Raw genomic sequence first — 21,447 nt, 5'->3', positions numbered from 1 at the left:
CGTTTAAGAACCCAGTCTTTCGGATACTCCACCGGCAGAAATACGTCATGAACGTGAACTATGACACCTTTGTTAAGCCTCTGTTGTCTGGGAGTATCTTTAGTTCGTAGATTTTTACGCCTTTCAATGGGTATTCTTTCATGAGGTTTTTGATGATGTGAGACCAAATGTTTACTTTAATACCCTAAGAGGCTCTCTACATTTTGTTTAATTGTGGCAATTTTTATTGGTTTATCTTTTTCCGGTGTGATCTATGCATATTTTATGTCTATCGTAATCACCTGCGTGGCTTTTGCTGTGTATTTTATCAAGAAAATATCTTTTTCCGTAAAGGAAAGCGATTTGGATTCAATGTGGAAGGAACTTCTATCTTTCTCGATCCCTCTCTTCATAGTTGCAATACTGGGTATGATTATGGGCTATACCTATACGTTGATGCTCGGATATTTCAAAACACCAGATGTTGTTGGACTATACAACGGAGTTTTACCTTTAGCCCAGCTAATTACAGTGATTTTAGGTTCATCAGGCTTTATTTACACTCCAATTGTCCCGGGTCTTTACTCAAAAGGACTGATTGAGGAAATGGGCAGAACCTACCAGATTCTAACAAAATGGATTTTCTCCGTCACATTTCCGGTCTTCTTAGTAATTTTCTTATTCCCGGAAACCGTTTTGAATTTTTTATGGATCAAGCTACGTTCAGGCAGCCCCGGCATTGAGAATCTTAGCTCTTGGCTTTAGGTTTCACACGTTTCTTGGCTTGAAGTAGCGGATTATGCAGTAAAGAACTTCTCCATCTACTAATTCAAAGCTACCGTTATTAACGTAGTACTGATAAAGGATAGAAGTTTTGAATCGAGGGAATCTTTCGTATTCGTCTTTAAATTTTAAATCTGGTATGGGCTCATAGAGCTGGTTTGGAGTAATATGGAAACCCAGAGCCTGCCAAAAGGAGAAGGTTTTCTTTAGGAAAAGTCTCAAAATGGAATAGTATATTTTCACTTACCTCTCACCCCATCCACGACTCCTTTCAAAAATGAAAGCCATCCTTTAATATCTCTGGCGATACAAAAGCTTAGCACCGCTTTCAAACCAAAGAAGTATAACAAAAAAGCAATAAACTCTTTTAGAGTCGCATGCTTTCTTACAAACAAAAATCGGTTTCTGGTAAGATAATATATTTGTATTGGCCTAATTTTATTCCAAGAGGCTGAATGTTTGTGTCAAATTTTTGCTTTTGGAACGTACAAAACTTTTATCCCGCCTTTTTTGCTCTCATACGTAGATCAGTTTCTTCCCCATGGGATAAAGTATTTTAACCTTTGATTTTTTATAATAACAGAGAGGTGTGACAAAATGTATCCAAGAGTCTCGATAATAATCCTCAACTGGAACGGGTGGAAAGATACGATAGAATGCCTAGAATCTGTCTATCAGATTACATATCCAAATTACGATGTGATTGTAGTAGATAATGGTTCTAGCGATGAGTCAATAGAGAAGATAAAAGAATATTGTGAGGGAAAAATAAAGGTAGAATCCAAGTTTTTTGAGTATTCTAGCGAAAACAAGCCAATAAAAATCATAGAATACACAAGAGAGGAAGCAGAAGCTGGAGGGGGGAAAGAGGAAGAAATTTCAAAGTTACCTTCAAATAGAAAACTAATCTTAATAAAGAATGAGAAAAATTATGGCTTTGCTGAAGGAAACAACATCGGAATCAGATACGCTTTGAAGACTTTGAATCCTGATTATGTCTTGCTTTTGAATAACGATACAGTTGTCGATAGAGAGTTTTTGAAGGAGTTAGTGAAAGTCGGTGTAAATGAGGAGAAGGTTGGATTAATACAACCAAAGTTACTTTATTATGATGATCCAAATATTATAAACAATACAGGTCTTCTTTGCGACATTTTTGGGGCCACACTACACAGAGGCAGATATGAAAAAGATGAAGGTCAGTATGATAATCTAACTGAGAAGGGATTTTTTTATGCTAGTGGTGCTTGTCTTTTGGTTCAGAAAGAGTTTTTATATGAATTAGGAGGCGAGTGTTTTGATAAATTTCTTTTTGCATATCATGAAGATGTCGATTTATCTTGGCAAGCAAGGTTACTAGGTTTTAGAGTCATTTACTGTCCAAGATCTATATGCTTTCATAAGGAAGGGAAAAGTTCCGGTAGATTCAATCCCACAACAGCGTATTGGGGATATAGAAATAGAATTAGGGTTTTGATGAAAAATTATTCCATTAAATATCTTATTTGGGTTCTTCCGATAGCCATTTTATTAGAATTCCTCATGTCGACTTTAGTTTCTATTTACCGAAAAGATTTTAGATATTTTTATAGCTTTTTAAAAGCTCTTGTATGGAATATCAAAATTTTTGGTAATACTTTAAAAATGCGACGTTTTGTGCAATCAAAACGAAAAGTAGAGGATAAGCATATTCTAAGGTACATGGAACATAATTCTATAGAATGCCGGTTTTTGTTAAAGAAATTTCACCAAGTAATTAGTCAACTAATCCGATTTCCCCGTATATAATATATCTCAAGCTCTCCATTTAAATAAATTTTATCGACAGTTGGATCACTATTTAGCTTTACAAAGTCATTTGGTGTAAATCTAGCGTGTTTTGGCCAAAGCTCAAAATAAAATAATTTCATTAATTTATTTGTCAACATATATTTGTCTTCCGAATAGGATTCGCCTAAGGTACCAAAATGCGTATAATTAAAGTGGTCTGGTGGATATCTTTTTGTATTATATAATGCAGTAGCATATAACTTATTTTCTTGCATAGAATATTGGTACCCTTGAAGAGCGTGTACAAACCGACCAAAAGTGATAAACATATCTATAGGTTCTAAATTTTTATCACCAAATTCAATAAGCCAGCTTGTACCACTTATTTCCATTGATGTTACTTGCTGATTGTAGCTTTTAATAATTGGAGATGGGTACAAATTGAATGTACTTATGGTCGTTGATATTATTAATATAAGAAAAATCATCAAAAAAAATATTTTGTTTTTTTGGAGTAAAAGGTTTTTCTTATAATTTATGAAAAAAACACTGACTAATAGAGTAGAAAACAGAATAACATACTTCAACACCCGTTCATAACCGATGACGATATCAACAAATAGAGAGATAACCATCAAAAAACTCGACAACAGAAAAACCAGCCCAAAGAATAGATGGTTAAATTCCACCTTTCTGTTAGATAACATATTTTTAACAATTATAAGTACAACTAAAGATGCCAATATCAGGTAAATGAAGTGTGCTCCTTCCCTCTTTATGAACAATTCTAAAACTTCAATTTCTGTTAGTTTGGATCTTGAAAACAATGTAGAGTAGTATTCTATGGGGGGGGTACTCATCGCCCCTAAAAAAGAAAAATATAATCTCCGAGTATAAAAAGAAAATCGAGAAAACATAGAAAACCAAGTAAAAAAAGAAGTGAATAAAACCAAGCACAAATGCCATGTTCCCTTATTTGCACTTTGATTGATCTTAGAAATTGCTTTTGATAGATAACCTGATAGGGGAAATAACACAAATATAATCATTAATAAGATGACAATTTCTGGATGCATGTACGGTATAAGTAATAATATGACGATAAGCAGTACCTTAGTCTCAATTGATGATTTATACAAATCCAAATAGAAAATATAGAATATAAAAGGAAGGAGAAAAAATAAATTATCCGAGGGCGTAAAAGCTATCCGCCGACCGCCCAATAGAGGTACTGAGGCAAACAAAAATGCAAACAGACCCGCACTACGATCACCAGTGATTTTAATAGATATTAGAGAAATGGAAATAACATAAAGATAATAAAAATAAGCTGGTATTAGTTCTCTAATTAGGAAAAAATTTAGATTCGTAATTTGTATAATTACCGAAGAAATTATATGGAATACTGGATAAAAATTATTATCACCTACATGTCCAGATATCAAAATGTCTTTAATCATCCCCACATGAGACAAAGCATCATGTCTTTGGTAAAAAGCATAGCCTCTGAATATCGGTAGTAAGACAAGAACGGCATTAAGCATAACGATAGTAAAGATATTAGCCAAACACGAAATCGTTATCTTTCTTGTAAAAATATTATATAATACTCCAAGAAAACTGCAAGAAAAAGAGATCAGAATCAAGATAAAGAAATAAGTTGGGTAAGCATCATAAATTGAAAGCTCATACCCCTCCGAAGGTGGCGTTACAATGATAATATATAGAACATAGTTCAAGAGTAATACCGAAATAACAGCTAAAAGTTTTGGCTTTACACTAACTTTATTATATTGCTCCATCTCTCTATCGCCCCCTCATATGTAAATTTCTGTTCTACTAATTTTCTACCGTTCTCTGCGATACTTTCAATATCAGAGTGATTCAAGGCTCTTATAACATTTTCTGCAATACACTCTGGAGAATTATCCTTCATGATAAATCCAGTTTCCCCATCTTTTATTATGTCTGGGATTGCACCAACTGGAGTCGCTAGAACAGGAGTACCACAAGCCATTGCCTCTAAAATTATAGTTGGAAATGCATCTTCATAGGTTGGAAGAACGAGCAATTTTAATTCATTCAAATACTCTGGAAGTTCTTTTCCAATCCATCCCACGATTGTTATATTAATCTTATATTCATTTCTAATTTTCTTACACTCATTTTTAACCCAATTCAACAAATCTCCGTCACCTCCTATTAAAAATTTAACATTTTTATTTTCGCTTGCAACAATAGGAATAGCTCTAACAAACTCCATCACTCCTTTCTCTTTTCTAAGTCGCCCAATAAATCCAACTATGTTCTCTCGCTCGCTTAACTTCTTCTTTATAGTATAGCGTGTGACATCCACAAATCTGGCTCCTTCTGGAAGGAGTTTACCCTTATACTTCTCTAAACCCAATTCTTTTATTAATGACTTAGATTCTGGAGAAATCCCATCTAGTAGGCTAAATAATAACGGGTCCTGTAAACTAATGATTTTAGAAAGAAAAGATTTGGATTTACTTCGTGTAACAACTTCAACCGTTTTTTTTCTCAAAATTTTTGAAGTAATAAGTGGCAGTAAATAATATGGGTAAGCCATATAAAATATTACAACATCAATATCTTTCCTTACTCTTATTAATTCTAAACTTATTTTAACTTGTGACAGGATACACTTTACAGTCCATAAAATTGCTGAATAGAATTTAGGTTTAATATCTTTGAGGTAATGCATACCGACACCAATATCCCGCACTTTAACTTTTTTAGATGCTATATTAACTCTTTCTGTATTTCCATCTATTAGTACAATTTTCTCACAAATTGGCTCAAGAATTTTTAATACATCTGATAAAAATTTGTATGGTACATAAGATGCCCAAGGGAACGAAACTACTGCAACTCTTGGTTTTATATTATTATTAGTAGTATTATAATTACTTTTTGAAAATACTTCTTCCATCAAAATCAAACCCCCTCCAATCGATTCCCAAAAGATCCAAGATTGTCGGAGCTATATCCATTAGGGTTGCATTCTCTCTAGCTGGCGTTTTATCTTCTAGATTTGAAATAAACAGTACAGGGGTGTCCTTTCTATGGCTTCCAGGTTGAATATTATGAGAATCGGATGTAGTTATCAATGAATCTTTAAATGACCATCCTGCGCCATAGTCTTCGTGGAATTCAAATACAATATCCGGGTATTTTTCAATAAATTTACCATTATATAATTCCTCCCGTTTTTTTGCCCATTTCATAAGAGGTTCATTAGTAATGGGGTGCTTTAAATTAAGCAGAATATTTATAATGTCGTTTCTTACATCTTCATAAGATAGATTTCCTAGCTTATCCTTTCTAATTACTATTCCTCCATAATTGTATGCTTTTATTCCAGAAAGATCAGATAAATAGGCAATAGTATTTTCCCAGTCTATAATATTTGATCCTATAAACATCGATTTTAATTTTGGCAGCCTTCTTAGTAATTTAGCAGCAATGTCTCCTAACTTATATCTAGCAATGAAGTCCATGAATACTGCTCTTTTTTTATAGATGCTTGTTTGCACAGACTTACCTGAAGAGTTAATGGATAGATATTTCTTTTCTGCTAATATTTTATTAATATTTACAACATACACAGGTCTTCTCATATGCCCATGATCGCTCAAGAGTATCACGATTGTATCTGAACCTGCTGCCCTTACAAGTCTGCCAACTACTTTATCGTATTCTTTATAAAACTCTGGAATTACCCGCTCGTAGGGGTTTTTCCCGGGATATGTAGGATCTGTTTTATCAAAGTAATTCCAAAAACTGTGTTGAATTGGGTCAAGTACAGAGGAGTAGAAAAAGAATAAATCCCACTCCTCATTTAAATATTTCAAAGCAAACTCTGCTTCCTTTTTCAAAAGATTTTTACCCTTTTCTATAAATTTATTAGGATTCCTTCCAGGCAAACCTCTTAGACCACTTAATTCCAAAAGTTTCCTCTTATCCTCAATTGAAGGGAACATTTGAACATCGTCTTTTGTAGTAGCTCTTCCTACCATGATGCCATTAACTTCCCATACTGGGTACCCTAACAGAGGCCAAAATACATATACTTTCCTACCAAATTTCCCAGCTAAATCCCAAAAAGTTCTACCTTTTATGGTGGAGTTATCTAACTCTTCTCTAAGTAGTTTGCTAGTCTTTTCTAGCGGATCTACAAAGAAAAGAACACCATGTTTTGCTGGGTTTAAGCCTGTATAAATACTGGCCCAAGAAGTCGGTGAATCTGGTGGGAAAACCCCTTTTAACTTGATGTCTGGGCTACTTTCTTTTAGCTGACGAATGTTGGACAGATCATCTATAAATTTATTTATCAACTCTGAGTCCATTGAGTCAATTCCGATAACTAGCACTCTTTTCCTCATGCATTTACCTCCCAATGCTTCTATCTATTTTCATCAATACTTCCATGATTTCTTTTTTTAAACTTTGGATGGACTTTGTCCCGTCCACTATCTCAAATTTATAACTGGTCTTTAAAAACTCTAAAATTTTGAAATACATTTCTTTTTTGCTTTTTAAGAACTCTAAAGAAGGAATATCATCCTTGCGTCTAAATGCAATCTCTTCAGGAACATCTACAAAAAATAAAACATCTGGTCTCGGTAATAATCTAAAAAGCTGATTCAGTCTACGTCTTATTTTTTCGTCACTATATCTTAAATCGAGAGCTAAATCCACAATTGTATCAAAAACGTATCTATCGCAGACCACATTTTTTCCAAGCTTTAACGGAAGGGTAACTTTGAAAATGATTTGTATTGTGTAATCTACTAAAACAAACCATTCATAAAGTTTAGAGACTAACTTATTACTAAATAGCTTGTTTTTTAATTTTAAACTTTTTTTATAATTTTCATTAAAATTGCTTTCACGTATTACTAGTTTGTTTTTTAAAAATATAAGGAGTCTCAGTATTGAGGATTCAAATTTTCCCCATCTGTATTCTGCCGATATCCCTCTCTTTTTTAGATCGGCAATTAACTCTCTTGCTAGAGTTGTCTTTCCTGAACCATCAATTCCCATAAAGCAGATTAATATACCTCCTTTCATTACTCACACCTTTTAGTGTGTGTTTTTCCTTTATAGTTTTAATAATGCAACAACTCTTCATAAACGTCTTCTAATCTTTTAACAATATTTTCCCACGAGTATAGTAGGACTTTTTCTCTTGTTTTCACGGTTATACCTTTTTCTCTAATCGTCTCCAAAGCTTTATAAATTTCTTCTTCTCTTTCTATAAAGAAAAGTCCATCTCCACTCACAAAAATTTCTGGAAGAGCTCCAAACTTCGTAGTAATTACCGGAAGATTACAGCTCATAGCTTCTAAGACAGAAAGAGGAACGACTATGCTGTTATTTTTACTCATCGTCGGAAAAATGTAACAATCAGATAACTGATAAAGCTCCTCTATATGAGGAATGTATTCTGTAATAACAGTAGATCCTGCTTTTTTGAGCTCTGTATAGACTTTTTTCTCTACATCTGTAGATGTACTTCCGACAATTACAAGATGTATACTGTCCCTACCTTCTAAGGATGTTAATGATAAGATGTTTCTTCCACTCTTTATATGCCCCACATGAAGAAGTACGAAAGTATCCTCATTAAACCCATATCTTGCTCGAAGCTCTTTTTTTCTTTTATTATCTACTGGAATAAATTTTTCAGTATCCACACCATACAATGGGAATAAATGCACATTAAAACCAAGTTTTTGGAAGATCTCAAGATGTTTTTTGGACTGTACTAACATTACATCTGGCTTTGCTTTTATTTTTGAAATGACTTGCATAGAAAATTTAGACAACTGAGGAAGAGGCGTGGACATTACGAGTCTAGGACGATGTTTAACAGAATGTTTAGTAAAGTAAGAAATCAACTTCATCAAAATAAAGCTCCTAAGTGATGGGCCTGGTATATAGTGAATTATGTCTGGTTTAAACTCTCTAAGCTGTCTCCAAAAACTAGCTGAAGCAAAATCCAGAGGATTTAAAACGAGAACGTCATGTCTTTTCATAAGTCTCTTTGAAAGATTATAGGTTATGTTTTTCATTCCTTCGTCAATATTTCCATGAGTATCGCCAAGAAGACAAATCCTCATACCACATCTCTCCTTCCTAAGGTTTTATCAGACATATGTAATCACTTCTTCGTAGATCTTTTCTAATTTCTCTACCACCTTCTCCCATGAAAAATTGGACTTCACAATTTCAATGCAATTTTTAGAAAACCTATTGCGCACATCCTCATCATAAATAATTTTATATATTGCTTCAGCAAGGTCATGATAGTTGGGTTGGGTTACGTAACCTACTTTTCCATTTATCCATTCCAACGTTTCTCCAGCATTCGTTGTTACTATCGGTGTTCCAACAGCGCAAGCTTCAAGGAAAGTCACAGGAAAACCATAGAACATGGGTGTTACAAATACGTCGGCATCGACTAAAGCTTTAAGTTTATCTTCACTAGAAAGGAAACCAGCAAATATAATCAAGTCACTTATTCCTAACGAGTTCACCATAGCCTTAGCTTCGCTCATATATCCATCGTCTGGTCCAGCTATTACCAAAACCACATTTTTACAGTTCATATTATTTATTAAGTAAGCACATGCTCCAATGAGAAGGTCTATACCCTTAGTTTTGTGGATCCTACCTAAGTAAAGAATTATCTTTTTGTCTTGCGATATATTAAGCTTTTTCTTGAAAGAACCTTTAGGTGGTAAAATAGTGTAATTAGATAAGTCTATCCCATTAGGTAAAATACGAATTTTATTTCGTGGAACTCCAATTTTTTGAATTTGATTTACTTCCCCTTCATTGAGAGCTAGAATATATTCTGCATCTTTTACAATACTCTTCCCAAAGAAATCAAAAAATTTCTTTAGAACTTTTCTGTGATCACTTGTAGATAGCGTACCATGTGGCTGCAGAACATAGGGTATCCCGTACTTTTTCGCAAAATAATGAATTACAAGGTTCTGAAAGGTTCTAGTATCATGAAGATGTATCACGTCAAAATTTTTTAATTCTCTTCTCGCCCAAGGAATTAATCCTGGAGAAATAAATATTTTATAAGAGTATGCAAGGCGATTTGAAATGTTTTTAAAATAATGAACTTTTATTCCGTTGATTCTAGAGAACTTCTCTTTTACTCTACTTTTCTCATCATTCGCGTCAGTAGTTACAACTGTAACATCGTGTCCTTTGAGAACCAAACGTCTAGAGATTTCGTAAGCTACAAGAGGCCCCCCTCCATATCCTACTGCTGGAGGAAATGCAGGAATCACTTGTAATATCTTCATAATAAATTTCACCTCACTGTCAGCAATATTTCTTCCATTTTTTTAACAATTTTTACCCAATCATAATTCTCTTTGATGAATTTTCGACCCTCTTTACCCAGTTTAGTTCTTAATTCTTCATCTTTGTATAATTCTAGTATTTTTTCTCTATATTCTTCTTTATTCGAAGCATAGATCACTCTATCGCCAGCAACAGCTTTAACTCCCGACAACTCAGTTGATATTACAGGTTTTTCACATGCCATATATTCAAAAAGCTTAAGTGGGACAGCATTCTGTGATATAGCATTGGGTTTGAATGGGATCAAGCAAACATCCATAGCTGAAATGTATTGTGGTACTTCTGTATACGGTACTGTACCAGCAAAGATAACTTTATCCTCTATTCCATACTCCTTAACGAGTTTTTTATTTTTCTCTAGTCCTCCTTCTTCTCCTACAATTAATATTTTTACGTTTTCTAAATCTTTAATAGCCTGATAAACTGGCGTCAAATCAACCCACTCTCTCAAAACCCCAACATAACCAAGAACAAAGTAATCCTCTAACCCAAGTTTTTGCTTTAAGTCAGTTTTAGTTCTTTTAAAAAGTTTAGTATCAACACCATTGGGAATGAGTTCAAATTTCTCACTCGGGATTGAGTAATCATCTCTAAGAGTATAAGATATACCAGTAATTTTCTTTGAGATTGCTACATTTTTTTTGAGCATTGTTTTCCCCCACCATTTTCCAAAAAACCTAACAAGCTTAGGAATTTGAGGAGAATTTGCTATCATTTCTGGCAAGTCATCAGCTAAATCGTAGATCATTGGTAATCCTAATTTCTTTGCCACATAGTATCCAGATACAAGTGTATTGTAGTTTAGTATCACATCAAAATCATCATTTGGTAGCTCTAACAGTACTGGCGCTAAGAATTCTTGTTTAATTGGGCTTATCCTTTTGTTTGTTATGTAGTGAATATCAACGTGGTCAATAATTTTTTTAAAGCTCTCATAATATTTGCTAGTATCAACTTGCTGCGCTCTCCACCAATCATTAATACAGATGACAGAAATATCGTGATTTCTCGACAAATATTTGATAAAATGATGAAGTCTGTTTGGAGCTACCTTTTTCAAATCGACTATCGAAGTTATTAATATCTTCATTGTACCTCCCCATCAGTTTCTATTCATAGTGTATTTTAACACTCTATAGGTAATCCCAACTTCTAAGCAAGTTTTCTTTTTAACTTTTTGAATTTCACAGCGTAGGTGTACCTTATGAGCGTCCCGTTGATCCAAGCTTGAGCAGTATTAACTTTCTCTCCCCCTATTTTTCAACTCCTGTTTAATCACTCCCTCACCATCTTTGCCAACACGTTTAGCATCAACCCAGCAATGAACAACTGAATTCCAATAATCACAAAAATCCCTGCACCTATAGCTTGAGTTAAATAAACATTTTCTCCCCTGTAATACGGCTCCAAAGCTAAATACCCTAAAATTCCGGCAACAATAAACGATATCATGCTCAAGCTTCCAAACAACAGTAAAGGTCTCTTATAGCCTATAAAGCTCAAAATGCTTGCTAAAACACTAAGGCCGTGAGAAACAGGGTTTTTCTTGTGTTTCTTTGGCACATCATAGCGAACACTTATTGGAACCTCTTTAATTTTGAGTCCTTCTTCTCGGGCCTTCACTATCATATCAGTCTCCACCGAGTAATCGGTGCTATTTAAATTTAGCTTCTCCAAAGCTTTTCTGTTTATAGCTCTGAAACCGCTTTGAGAATCTACGTCAACACCTGCTACAGCTTTAGTGCTCTTATTCAACACCCACAATCCAAACCGTCTATAAACTGGAATTTTCTTTTTACTCTCGTTTAAGTACCTCGAACCTATAACTAAGTCTGCCTCGCCTTTAATTGTAGGCTCGAGGAGAAAGGGTATCTCATCAGGGTTGTGCTGGCCGTCGGCATCTAAAGTTACTACAAAATCGTATCCCATGCTAAGGGCATATTCAAAACCCTTCTTAAGGGCCTGCCCCTTGCCCATGTTTCTCTCGTGCCGTATTACAATAGCTCCCGCTTCCTTGGCTATTTCAGAAGTTCTATCAGAAGAGCCATCATCAACTACGAGAACATCACCATACCTTTTAGCTAAAGCTACAACCGAACCAATAGTTAGTTCCTCGTTGTATGCTGGAATCACTATTAGGGTTCTGTTATCCATTGGGATCCACCATTTTCGTTTTTCTTTGGGAGTAGTATCATAAACTCCGAGGGATCAAGCTTTTTTATTTTATTCATCTAAACGGCCTCCAGGTCAATTTATTGGAGTTTTCCTGTTTTGAGTCCTCTAATATGTAATCTAATTTCGTAATTTATTAACATTTCGGCAAGTATTTTTTTTTCTTTATCTCATCCTTGCCTAAATATCCCCTTATCAACGGTCTTCTTGCCCACGGCGTAGACGTACCTTATAACCGTTCCATTGACCTCTTTGGGAAGCTCAAACTCTTCCATGCCCCTCACGTCATACCACTTTTCGAAGACCTTGGTTCCATTATCTAAGAATCCCCATATCCCTAATCCAGTTCCGGTTGCGTTTTCAAAGTGGAAGATTACCTTTCCATTTGTATTCTCCACTCTAACGTTAGGATGCTTAAGCTTCAGGATTTTTATTAAGCCACCATCGGAGTAGACAAGCTCGTATGGTTCTTCAGGCTTTATGAATAGCTTAGCAAGAGTTGTGTTGAATGTCTCTTCGTTCATTAAAATAACGTACCTGTAGTTCAGGTTTATGTAGAGGTAAGCGTTGGAGTTGGAAGAGGAAAGCTCTGGCTTTATTATCTCACTTTTATACTCCACATAAACCTCCTTTGGAGTTAAAGTCCTCCCATCGACGTTTACCACAACATTCCATTTTTCTCCGGGCTTGACAATCACCCTATAGTTATTCTTCTGAAAAACAAACGCTCCAAGGGAGGAAACCATGGGCAATATAACTATTCCATATTCTTCAGTTATGTTATACTTGGGATGCATTCTCGCGGTATCAACGATAGCACCAAACTTGAGGAAGTCGTAATAAGAAACAACCACGTAATCAACTCCAAGACCCATAGCCCAGTTCTCGTCGAGCTTTCCTAAGTAGTACAGAGCAACATTAGTGTTTGGACTTCCCTGAGCAACTGGAGACCTTCTTGAGTAATAGGTAACCCAGTGACCGTAGTCCCACCAAGCCAGAACTATATCGTTATCATTTGAGTTCTCTCTAAGCCAGGTTAAAGCCCTCTCCCAGTGCTCGTTCATAAAGGGCTTTTCCTTCCACACTCTATCCAGAGTCACAAAGACGTTTGCAGAAGGAACTATGAGGAGTAAAGTTAAACCAACTGCAAGACCCTTTTTACCATCAAGTTTGGGCTTTAAAACGCTGTGAAGCTCCCAGAGACCAAAGCCAGCCATCAGGGCAATTCCCATGGAGCCTATGAATAAAAACCTAGTCCACGTCTTGATCATGTAAACGCTCGGCACGATAAGCCCGAGGAGCATAAAGTCCTGAACTTTGGCTCTCCCGAACTTCAGGAAAAAGAGGGGAGTTAAAAACATAGAGAGACCAAAAGCATTCCAGAGGTCGTTAAAGGTTGAAGGGCGAGTTTCCATTATAGGAGCCTCCTTAAAAATGCCAAAGCCAGTTGATAGCTCCTTCAGAGCTTCAAACCTGTAGAAGAGTACAAAAACTCCCAACAACCCAACTCCAGCCAAAATCCCAGCCCTTATCCTGACGTCTTTGACAAACCTACCAGCGATGAAAAGAAGCACCAAGAATGCAAGGGCTAAGGGAACCAAGTACTTAACGTGAACCAGAAGGTAGGCATCTTTTATTGCACCAAACTCAAGGGCTAACTTCTCCGCAACCCTTTTACCCAGCCAATCGTTATAACCCAGCATTCCGTAGCCAAACCTTTCTCCTAAGGAGCTAGCAATAAAAGCCCCCAGGAGAGTTGATAGTATCAGCAAAAGAGATTCGAGGAGCTTCTTCTCGTCCAGAAGAAAAGCCCCTACGGCTAAAAACACTGCATTTGCGAGCAAAAATATGAAAATTGGATAATAAGCCTGCCAGAAGATTGAAGCGAAACCGCTTGCAAGGGCTGGAATAATGTAAAAGACGAACCTTTTATGACCCAACTTTTTCTCCATGGAAAAAGCATATGCAACCCCCACTAAAGCAACGCTGTACCAGAAGAGCATGTAGTTGTCTCCCCTGTAATAGTTAGCCATCGACCTAAAGATGTGCCCAAAGCTTAGTGCAAGGAAAAGAGAGGCAAAAAAAGCCCTCCTCTCATCGTAGAGCTTCAGCAAAGTTAAGTAGAAGAAAACTATGGTTAAAACACCAAATATAACCGGAGTTACCCTGAAGGCATTATAAAGGGAAACTCCAAGAACCTTCAAAATTTTATAAATATAAGCAGGAGTCATCCACAAGCCGAGGGGATGGAACTTGTGAACCTGATGCCCCCACGGCCCACCCGCTATTGTGAAGAAGTTAAACCACTCCCCTGCTTTTAACGCCTCCTCTATATAAGCTAGATGAAAGTAGGGGTCATAGCCAAGCATGTATTTGAACCTCAAGGGAATCAACCTGAGAATTAGAGCAATGATAGTTATCAGAGGAAGTGCGATTTTTGGCTTGAAAATCCTCTCAAACTCCATGCTCCCACCACCTCAAGTTTAGCATTTACCCAATATATGCTTTGTTGTTTATTAAAACTTCACCTCCGTCCTTTTAACGTCCTTGAGAAGGAAAGCGAGGGCTATTGTGAAGAGCGTGAAACTTCCAAAAACGATAACCTGTCCTGAAACCCCAAGTCTTGAAAGTCCTTCCCCAAAAATGGCAAACGCTACCAGAACACCCAAGACGGGAACACATACCTTCCAGTTAGGCTTTAAGGTGAGAAGATATAACATTGCACCGGCAATGAAGCTCTCCGGGAGTAAAAACCCTCCAAGGAGTAAAGCCATCGGAACGATTTCGGACTTCTCAACCCTAATCTCCCTTCTCAAAACATCCTCCAAGAGTAAAATCATAGAAAACAAGAACACTAACCCTCTCATCAGCTCGTCATAAACGTAAACATCCCCAACAAAAACCCTAGAGCCCGAGTAAAGGGCGTAGAGAAAATACCCGATTAGCCCGAGATCCCTGTTTTTGAGAGATGCAAGGAACACAAGTGGAGAGGCAAAGAGAACGTACTCCCCTAAAATTACACCCGCAACGATTGAAGCAACCACGCCTATCATTCACACCACCTTCGCTATCTCCCTTATGTAGTCACTCGGCCCGAGGTCTATAGTTGGAACGAGGGCGTTGAACTTCTTGAGCAACTTCTCCCTCTCCAGGTAAGCCCTATAAAGTCTAACCAGACTTTCCCTATCAAGCTCTCCTCCATAGAACAGTATTGGATTTGGAGAGAGCAGGAGCACCCTGTGGTTCCACTTCGCCTGGGCTATTGCCCTGTAAAGGTCAGAGGGGTTGCTTAAATCGCTTATGAATATCAAGAAAGAAGGCTGCTTTATCAGAGAAAGGCCCTCAAACACTCCTTTGCTTCCCCTTTTCCCCTTCTTCAAAGGTAAAACAGTATTGAGAAACCTCCTAGCCCTCTCTCCTATCCTCACCTCAAGCCTGAACTTCAGGCTCATCTCACCTCTCTTCCACCTCAGGTTAAGCTTCCTCCTCATAACCTCAAGCTGAGCCATTGATTTTGAGGCCTTTACGAAATCGGCCTTCTCTTCATCGTAAATCACCATTCCAACGCGGTAGCTCTTTATCAAATTTGCAGCCAACTGCAAGGCTAAAGTAGAGGCATAGTCAATCTTAGCCTTCTTTATCCCCTTCTTCATTTCACTAGTGTTGTCAACGAAAATGTAAACGTCCGCATCGCTCTCCTTGAGCATCTCCCTTATTATGAGCTCTCCAAGCCTCATACTTGCTTTCCAGTCTATGCGCTTGAAGTCATCGCCGTGCTGATATTCCCTCAAATCTTTTATCTCAAGTCCCTCAGTTCCAACGAACTGGCTCTTCTTGTAAAGCTCCGCAAGTCTTATGTTGTAATCAGCTCTCGCAGCCTCTTTTATTGAGTCAACTGAGGGATAAACGTAAACCCTCTCTTCCTTTCCAAGCTCAAACTCCTCAAAATACAGGCCCCTAATGTCTTCGGCCAAAACTTTCACGGGCTTTACGAGGAATTCACCCCTTTGCTTTGGCTTTAGAGCATAAGAAACTTTCTTAACTTCATCTTCTTTCAAAGGAAAACTAAGGTTCCCTAAAACCTCGAAGTCCTCAGCCAACTCAAGAATTCTAACAACGACATCTCTCCCCTTGTTCTCTAAAGTCAGCTCGACCTCTCCCTCCTTACCCTCCTCAAGACGGTTTTCCCTTAACGCTCTCTCACCGGCAATTGAAAACTCAACCCCAAGCCTCACCATGAATAGGTAGACCGCTATCCCAAAGCCGAGAATAGCTGGGGCTAGGTTGTCCCCCAAATAACCTTCAAGGACGAGCAAAAGTGAAAGGGTAAGGAGCACGTCTTCCCTCTTCATGGACTACACCGGCACTTCAGTGTCCTCAAGGATTTCCCGTATTATGTCCTTAGTTTTAATTCCTTCTAGCTCGTACTCAGCTTTTAAAAGCAGCCTGTGGCTCAAAACTGATGGGGCGACTTTCTTAACGTCATCTGGAATTACGTAGTCCCTTCCGTCAAGGAAGGCTGAAGCCTTCGCAGCATAAAGCAGATGCTCTCCAGCCCTCGGCGAAGCACCAAAGAGGAGCCTCTCGTCACTTCTCGTCTTTGAGACGATTTCGTAGATGTATTCTATTATCTCATCGCTAACAGAAACTTCTCTGGCTTTTCTCATGAGCTCCAGCAATTCCTCGTGCGTCACTATTGGCTCAACTTCCCAGAATTCATCCTTACTCTTCCTCTTAAGGAGCCTTATTTCCTCATCTCTGTCAGGAAAACCTACATCTATCTTAAGCATGAACCTGTCTAGCTGTGCTTCGGGCAAAACGTAAACTCCCTCGTGCTCCAGGGGATTCATGGTGGCTATGACCAGAAACGGCTCCGGGAGCTTGTGAGTTACTCCTTCTATAGTCACCTGCCTCTCCTGCATCGCCTCTAGCAGAGCTGATTGTGTCTTTGGCTGAGCCCTGTTTATCTCATCTGCCAAAACGACGTTTGCAAAAATTGGCCCATGCTTTATAGTCCATTCCTTTGTCTTCTGATCATAGTAGAAGATTCCAATAATATCTGCGGGAAGCAAATCTGGCGTAAGCTGTATCCTCGAGAACTTTAACCCAATGGCTTTTGAAAAAGCCTTGGCTATAGTGGTTTTCGCAACTCCGGGAATTCCCTCAATCAGCACGTGCCCCTCTGAAAGCAAAGCTATGGCCAAAAGCTCTATAACATCTTCCTTACCCACAACTGCCTTGTTGACTTCCTTCTTAAGCCTCTCCATGAACTCTTTACCTTCCATACCTACCACCTAATTTTGACCCGCTCTCAATTTCACTAATGATCTTGAGGAGTAGTTCTTTGTTAAACCCTTCATTTTCAAGGCTTTTAATAATTTCCTCAAGGCTTTCTTTCTCCTCCTTAAAGAACCTGAAGAGAAGACCCAAAATCTTCTCCAAAACCTTTAGCCAGATGCCAGTCTCAATTACAAACGCTATTCCCGCCACGAACAGGATGTAGTAGAATATTAGCTCCTTATTGACAGCCCTTCTTATGGTTATTGTTCCGGAGGAATATGGGTTGAAGTCCCTGTGGTGGGCTTCGTCAATAAAGAACGGCCCGCTCACGTAGTCGAGAAGGTTCTTTATGAACTCCTCGTTTTCCCTGAAGAGAGAGTTCGTGAATATATCTGGATCTGAGATGAGTATTATTTCTCCACTTCCATATTCTACCTTGTCAACGACCGCAAAAGCCCCGTAGCTGTTTTTGAATATGGAAGAGTTGGGCGTATAAACGAGAGCATTTTGGGGGTTTAGGATTATTGATGGATTGTACATGACTATCTTTTCAACGTTCTTACCTAGGTTTTCATCCATTATCTCTGCGGTTATTGGATAGTGGTGGTTTTTGGAGTATATCGGCGTTATCAGCTCTCCCCTTCCAAACCTCTGCTCAAGCCCCAAACTCTCTAAAATCTGATTGCCTGTCCCAAAGTCGTCCGCCAGAATCAGAGTGTTACCGTTTTCCAAAAACTCTCTAAGCTCTGCTATTTCTTCATCTGTGAAGTCCAGATTGGGACCCACTATTATTAGACTTCCCTTTTTCTCACCAAGGCCAGCCGAGTCGTATGTAGTTAAGACAGGCACGATTTCACCCTTTGAGTAGAGGAGCTTTCCAAAGCTTGAAACTCCGTTCCAATCGGTGTTCAAAACACTGTACTCTGCAGTGCTCTTGAAGACCGGGACTGAGAGGGGCATGATCATAAGGCCAATTCCAACAACAAGGAGTATCGCGTATAAAACCCGGCTCATAGCTCTTCCCTCACGAAGACTTTTACTATAGCAGCTGCAACACTCCTTATTCCTTCAAGGATCTCCCTCGCGCTCAACTTTTTCTTCCCGTAGAAGCTCCTTTCGTGAAGAACCGTTGCTTTCCTCAGCTCGGGGGCGAAGATTTCGTTCTCAAACCTTTTGAGAAGCTCCCTCGGTGTTATTGATTTTGGAAGGTTGTAAAGCCTCCTAAAGAAGTTGTACAGGAAGCGGTAGGAATTTATTGGGTCTGCCTTCTCTTCACATATCAAAACCTCTGCTTGTCCTTCCTCGGGCTTTGTTTCGACGACCTCAGCCCTCGGCTTTCTCGTGAGAAGCCTATACGCTAAAAACCCCAAGACCAGAAAAGCGAGGAAAGCCCATGCCCTATCCATGTAGTTGTATGGGACAGCGTTGACCTCAACAATATTTGAAACGCTCTCGGCAAACTCCTCATTTCCAGCAAACCTAACGTATACGCTGTGCTTCCCCTCTTTAAATCTCAACGAAAGGGTGAAGTTTCCCCTAGCATTTATTGTCTCGGCTAATTTATCGTCAACATAGACCTCAAGCGGTATCTCCCCAAGGGTTCCATTTATATAGCCAGGTATCTTAACTTCCTCCCCCGCTCTAACCTCATTTTCTTCAAAAAACAGCCTTATTGCCAGCCTCTTTTTCGGAGGCATCAGCGTCAGCTTAGATGTGCTTCCCTTATACACCTCATCCCCCGCAAAAGATATTGTAGCGTTTTTACTTTCAAAGATCTCACCCAGCTCAAAAACAAAAGTCCCGTTTTCGTCCGTTTGTGATGTGTATTTTCTTCCATCAACATCCAAAACGACTATTTTCCCCGGGAGGTAGTTCCCAAATTCATCAACCAAATAGCCCTCTACCGTTACGCTAACGCCGGCTTTTTCTAGGGCGATTATATGGGTTGGGATCTTTTGAACGTTTATGTAGAGAACGTTTGAAGTAACCATCTGGCTCCCGTTTACTGCCTGTGCATATACCTCATAGACCCCGGTTTCATTGAAAGAATAGCGGAGCTTGAAGCCGCCGTTTTCTATCTCTGGAATATAAGAGACGTTGTTTATTACAACCCTCACGTTCTCAAGCCCTAGTGTGTAGCCGTAAAATGTGACGTTCTCATAAAGGACTGGGTGCTCCTTCGATGAGAATATGGAAAATTCAGTTGGAGTCGATAGTCTGTTTAGCATCTCCTCATATCTCTCTATAAGCTTAGCCACCTTCTCAAGGGCCCCGTATGTTTCCGTCAAATCGAAACTCAATGCCTCACCGTTCTCGCCAACTAACCTCATCCCAGAAATGTGAGCCAAGTTAAGGTAGATTTCATCCAAAGAAGCCTTCATGGAGAAAAGGTTTGTCCTCGCATCAAGGAAGTTGCTATTTTCAAGACTTTCTACAAACTTCCGCTGGCTTGAAGAGAGCATAAACAGACCTTCTCCAAGAGCTTTAAAGCGGTATGCAAGCTCAAGTGCAGAGGGTCTTATTCCAAGAGAACCGTACCTTACAACCTCCTCAGCCGTAATGTTTGCAAGGGAATAGAATGACTCAGCCCTAATGGTGCCGTTTTCACTCTCGAGGAGCTCGTTCAAAACAGAATTGAACTCTCCAAGCATGGTGTTAAAGTAGAGGTAAACCCCATAATCATTCTCTTCTGCCTGAGAATAGCTTTCAGCATAAGCAAACTCTGAAAGGAGGGTTATGAATACAAGAGCTAAAACAATAGTTCTCGCTCTCATTTTTATCGGTGAAAATTTCACAAAACAAACCTTTTAAAGTTGATGGTGCCCTATAACTTGGGATGGGAAATGGAACTGAAATACATAGTAAGCGCTGCGCTTGGGGTTTCCGGGGGATTAATAGCTCTAAAAGGCTTCCTAGATGCAAATCAGTCATACATCAACTTGGGAATCGCCGGGCTGTTTTTGAGTGCAGTTGTCCTGATATTGAAATCCTCCAAGTACGTGAAGAAAGACGCCGTAGACGTAATGTTAAACTCCTATAAAGGGTTTCTCAAAAACCTCCTAAGCAACCTGAAGCTTGAGGGTAAGGCCCTCTACATTCCCCCATACGAAAACCTCCCAAAGGGAGGAGTTTTTGTTCCCCTCTATGAGGAATTCGATCTAGACCCCGCGAGGCTTGATGAGAACACGTTTTTCCTGACTGACGTTCCTAGTGAAAGATCAATGGGAATACTCATAACCTCCCTAGGCGCAGACCTTCTCGAGAAGTACGAGGAGCACTTAGAAGCGCCGATAACCAGCGTTCCAGAGGTAGAGTCTTCGGCGGGCTCTGTTCTAAAAGCCCTTGGACTGGCAAAGAGGGTTTACATAGAGGAGAACGACGAAAATATAAGGGTGATCGTTTCGCCTGAAATATCGTGCAGTCCGGAAGAGTGTGAAAAAGTCCAATGTCCAATATGTGCATCTATTCTCCTCGGCTTAGCTAAAGCAACGGACAACATCATAGGCGTGGAAAGCCTTGAGAAAAAGGACTACGGCATTGAGATAAAAGCCAAAAAGCTTGGAGGCGTTAGGGAATGGATGTAGAAGATTATATGCTACTTTTCTTCTCCTCATGGGTTCTCATATCAGCACTTGCAACAAAGAGCGTCGACGTATTCCTGACCCTAACGCTCATCGGGCTTTTAATAACCCTCGAAGTGGGGAGTTTATTCTTAAGCAAGGAACAAAAGGAAGGCTTAAAGCCCCTAGTTGAGCTCTTGCTTGTTATCTTCGCAATCATAGTCATGAAGAAGGTGTATGAGGTTTTGAGCGGTTAAAGCTCCTCTCTTCAGAACGTTTGGAAGACTTCATATACCTTTCTTGCCACGATGGTTCGGAAGGCCAGCGTAATAATTAACAGACAGAATGTACTCAATGCATGGCATGGTACAAGGTACACGGTACATTATGTGTACTGTACCATGTGCCTTAGCATAGTGAACTACCCCGTCCGCAAGGACGGGGCTTCGTGAGGAGTTAAGCCACCCCAAGGTAGCCTAACCCTCACAGGCCG

General features: G+C 38.9%; 18 protein-coding genes and 1 pseudogene. 4 read left to right on the top strand and 15 right to left on the bottom strand.

Translation table 11 applies throughout. The annotated features are described in order from the left end of the window. Positions 1 to 204 precede the first annotated feature (204 nt). Positions 205 to 744: pseudogene (locus GBV73_RS02740) on the top strand (oligosaccharide flippase family protein); the annotation flags it as partial. Between the two features lie 3 nt (positions 745 to 747). Here the strand turns inward: GBV73_RS02740 and GBV73_RS02735 are convergent. Continuing rightward, the gene (locus tag GBV73_RS02735; RefSeq protein WP_152879119.1) at positions 748 to 1,005 is read right to left on the bottom strand and encodes a hypothetical protein; all 258 of its coding nucleotides are present in this window, start codon (positions 1,003 to 1,005) and stop codon (positions 748 to 750) included. Between the two features lie 354 nt (positions 1,006 to 1,359). Between GBV73_RS02735 and GBV73_RS02730 the strand changes: the two genes are divergently transcribed. Beyond that, complete coding sequence (locus GBV73_RS02730; protein ID WP_152879117.1) at positions 1,360 to 2,550, top strand: glycosyltransferase family 2 protein; 1,191 nt, start codon at positions 1,360 to 1,362, stop codon at positions 2,548 to 2,550. On the opposite strand, the gene GBV73_RS02725 is transcribed toward GBV73_RS02730, so the two are convergent. From GBV73_RS02725 to GBV73_RS02660, 14 genes are all read right to left on the bottom strand, one after another. Beyond that, the gene (locus tag GBV73_RS02725) at positions 2,523 to 4,334 is read right to left on the bottom strand and encodes a hypothetical protein (RefSeq protein WP_152879115.1); all 1,812 of its coding nucleotides are present in this window, start codon (positions 4,332 to 4,334) and stop codon (positions 2,523 to 2,525) included. The genes GBV73_RS02730 and GBV73_RS02725 overlap by 28 nt on opposite strands. After that, positions 4,307 to 5,485, bottom strand: a complete 1,179-nt coding sequence (locus GBV73_RS02720; RefSeq protein ID WP_152879113.1) for a glycosyltransferase family 4 protein — start codon at positions 5,483 to 5,485, stop codon at positions 4,307 to 4,309. Before GBV73_RS02720 ends, GBV73_RS02725 begins: the two co-directional genes overlap by 28 nt. Beyond that, a complete protein-coding gene (locus GBV73_RS02715) occupies positions 5,460 to 6,938 on the bottom strand; it encodes an alkaline phosphatase family protein (protein ID WP_152879111.1) in 1,479 nt (492 codons plus the stop codon). Before GBV73_RS02715 ends, GBV73_RS02720 begins: the two co-directional genes overlap by 26 nt. 4 nt (positions 6,939 to 6,942) lie before the next feature. After that, positions 6,943 to 7,626: a hypothetical protein gene (locus tag GBV73_RS02710; RefSeq protein ID WP_152879109.1), complete on the bottom strand. Its 684-nt coding sequence runs from the start codon at positions 7,624 to 7,626 to the stop codon at positions 6,943 to 6,945. A 38-nt stretch (positions 7,627 to 7,664) separates the two neighbouring features. Then, complete coding sequence (locus GBV73_RS02705) at positions 7,665 to 8,678, bottom strand: glycosyltransferase family 4 protein (RefSeq protein WP_152879107.1); 1,014 nt, start codon at positions 8,676 to 8,678, stop codon at positions 7,665 to 7,667. A 27-nt stretch (positions 8,679 to 8,705) separates the two neighbouring features. Next, entirely contained in the window at positions 8,706 to 9,881 is a 1,176-nt protein-coding gene (locus GBV73_RS02700) for a glycosyltransferase (RefSeq protein WP_152879105.1), read from the bottom strand. An 8-nt stretch (positions 9,882 to 9,889) separates the two neighbouring features. Further along, positions 9,890 to 11,032: a glycosyltransferase family 4 protein gene (locus GBV73_RS02695; protein WP_152879103.1), complete on the bottom strand. Its 1,143-nt coding sequence runs from the start codon at positions 11,030 to 11,032 to the stop codon at positions 9,890 to 9,892. Between the two features lie 185 nt (positions 11,033 to 11,217). Continuing rightward, positions 11,218 to 12,096 (bottom strand): glycosyltransferase family 2 protein, encoded by an 879-nt coding sequence (locus tag GBV73_RS02690; RefSeq protein WP_152879101.1) that lies wholly within the window; start codon positions 12,094 to 12,096, stop codon positions 11,218 to 11,220. Between the two features lie 188 nt (positions 12,097 to 12,284). After that, positions 12,285 to 14,579, bottom strand: coding sequence for an STT3 domain-containing protein (locus GBV73_RS02685; protein WP_152879099.1), 2,295 nt, complete (start codon positions 14,577 to 14,579; stop codon positions 12,285 to 12,287). A gap of 51 nt (positions 14,580 to 14,630) precedes the next feature. Continuing rightward, positions 14,631 to 15,167 carry a hypothetical protein gene (locus GBV73_RS02680; RefSeq protein WP_152879097.1) on the bottom strand — a complete coding sequence of 179 codons (537 nt, stop codon included), beginning with the start codon at positions 15,165 to 15,167 and terminating at the stop codon, positions 14,631 to 14,633. Beyond that, a complete protein-coding gene (locus tag GBV73_RS02675; RefSeq protein ID WP_152879095.1) occupies positions 15,168 to 16,466 on the bottom strand; it encodes a DUF58 domain-containing protein in 1,299 nt (432 codons plus the stop codon). Between the two features lie 3 nt (positions 16,467 to 16,469). After that, positions 16,470 to 17,399, bottom strand: a complete 930-nt coding sequence (locus tag GBV73_RS02670; RefSeq protein ID WP_152879094.1) for a MoxR family ATPase — start codon at positions 17,397 to 17,399, stop codon at positions 16,470 to 16,472. Next, positions 17,389 to 18,408 (bottom strand): DUF4350 domain-containing protein, encoded by a 1,020-nt coding sequence (locus GBV73_RS02665; RefSeq protein ID WP_152879091.1) that lies wholly within the window; start codon positions 18,406 to 18,408, stop codon positions 17,389 to 17,391. The genes GBV73_RS02670 and GBV73_RS02665 overlap by 11 nt, the downstream gene beginning before the upstream one ends. After that, positions 18,405 to 20,168: a carboxypeptidase-like regulatory domain-containing protein gene (locus GBV73_RS02660; RefSeq protein ID WP_152879089.1), complete on the bottom strand. Its 1,764-nt coding sequence runs from the start codon at positions 20,166 to 20,168 to the stop codon at positions 18,405 to 18,407. The genes GBV73_RS02665 and GBV73_RS02660 overlap by 4 nt, the downstream gene beginning before the upstream one ends. Before the next feature lie 42 nt (positions 20,169 to 20,210). Here GBV73_RS02660 and GBV73_RS02655 point away from each other — a divergent pair, with 42 nt between their 5' ends. Together GBV73_RS02655 and GBV73_RS02650 are read left to right on the top strand one after the other, a co-directional pair. Next, a complete protein-coding gene (locus GBV73_RS02655; RefSeq protein WP_253910282.1) occupies positions 20,211 to 20,978 on the top strand; it encodes a hypothetical protein in 768 nt (255 codons plus the stop codon). Next, positions 20,969 to 21,211 carry a hypothetical protein gene (locus GBV73_RS02650; protein WP_042698416.1) on the top strand — a complete coding sequence of 81 codons (243 nt, stop codon included), beginning with the start codon at positions 20,969 to 20,971 and terminating at the stop codon, positions 21,209 to 21,211. The genes GBV73_RS02655 and GBV73_RS02650 overlap by 10 nt, the downstream gene beginning before the upstream one ends. The last annotated feature ends 236 nt before the right edge of the window (positions 21,212 to 21,447 follow it).

Source organism: Thermococcus sp. 101 C5 (genome assembly GCF_009372125.1).
Taxonomy (GTDB): domain Archaea; phylum Methanobacteriota_B; class Thermococci; order Thermococcales; family Thermococcaceae; genus Thermococcus_A; species Thermococcus_A bergensis.
The sequence above is the reverse complement of the archived record's forward strand: the minus strand, read 5'-3'. Positions and strand labels throughout refer to the sequence as shown.

Coding starts and splice junctions, on each gene's coding strand:
- GBV73_RS02705 (WP_152879107.1), bottom strand. CDS start 8,678: ATGAGGATTTGTCTTCTTGGCGATACTCATGGAAATATTGACGAAGGA.
- GBV73_RS02670 (WP_152879094.1), bottom strand. CDS start 17,399: ATGGAAGGTAAAGAGTTCATGGAGAGGCTTAAGAAGGAAGTCAACAAG.
- GBV73_RS02715 (WP_152879111.1), bottom strand. CDS start 6,938: ATGAGGAAAAGAGTGCTAGTTATCGGAATTGACTCAATGGACTCAGAG.
- GBV73_RS02700 (WP_152879105.1), bottom strand. CDS start 9,881: ATGAAGATATTACAAGTGATTCCTGCATTTCCTCCAGCAGTAGGATAT.
- GBV73_RS02655 (WP_253910282.1), top strand. CDS start 20,211: ATGGTGCCCTATAACTTGGGATGGGAAATGGAACTGAAATACATAGTA.
- GBV73_RS02650 (WP_042698416.1), top strand. CDS start 20,969: ATGGATGTAGAAGATTATATGCTACTTTTCTTCTCCTCATGGGTTCTC.
- GBV73_RS02725 (WP_152879115.1), bottom strand. CDS start 4,334: ATGGAGCAATATAATAAAGTTAGTGTAAAGCCAAAACTTTTAGCTGTT.
- GBV73_RS02710 (WP_152879109.1), bottom strand. CDS start 7,626: ATGAAAGGAGGTATATTAATCTGCTTTATGGGAATTGATGGTTCAGGA.
- GBV73_RS02730 (WP_152879117.1), top strand. CDS start 1,360: ATGTATCCAAGAGTCTCGATAATAATCCTCAACTGGAACGGGTGGAAA.
- GBV73_RS02660 (WP_152879089.1), bottom strand. CDS start 20,168: ATGAGAGCGAGAACTATTGTTTTAGCTCTTGTATTCATAACCCTCCTT.
- GBV73_RS02685 (WP_152879099.1), bottom strand. CDS start 14,579: ATGGAGTTTGAGAGGATTTTCAAGCCAAAAATCGCACTTCCTCTGATA.
- GBV73_RS02675 (WP_152879095.1), bottom strand. CDS start 16,466: ATGAAGAGGGAAGACGTGCTCCTTACCCTTTCACTTTTGCTCGTCCTT.
- GBV73_RS02690 (WP_152879101.1), bottom strand. CDS start 12,096: ATGGATAACAGAACCCTAATAGTGATTCCAGCATACAACGAGGAACTA.
- GBV73_RS02695 (WP_152879103.1), bottom strand. CDS start 11,032: ATGAAGATATTAATAACTTCGATAGTCGATTTGAAAAAGGTAGCTCCA.
- GBV73_RS02720 (WP_152879113.1), bottom strand. CDS start 5,485: ATGGAAGAAGTATTTTCAAAAAGTAATTATAATACTACTAATAATAAT.
- GBV73_RS02680 (WP_152879097.1), bottom strand. CDS start 15,167: ATGATAGGCGTGGTTGCTTCAATCGTTGCGGGTGTAATTTTAGGGGAG.
- GBV73_RS02665 (WP_152879091.1), bottom strand. CDS start 18,408: ATGAGCCGGGTTTTATACGCGATACTCCTTGTTGTTGGAATTGGCCTT.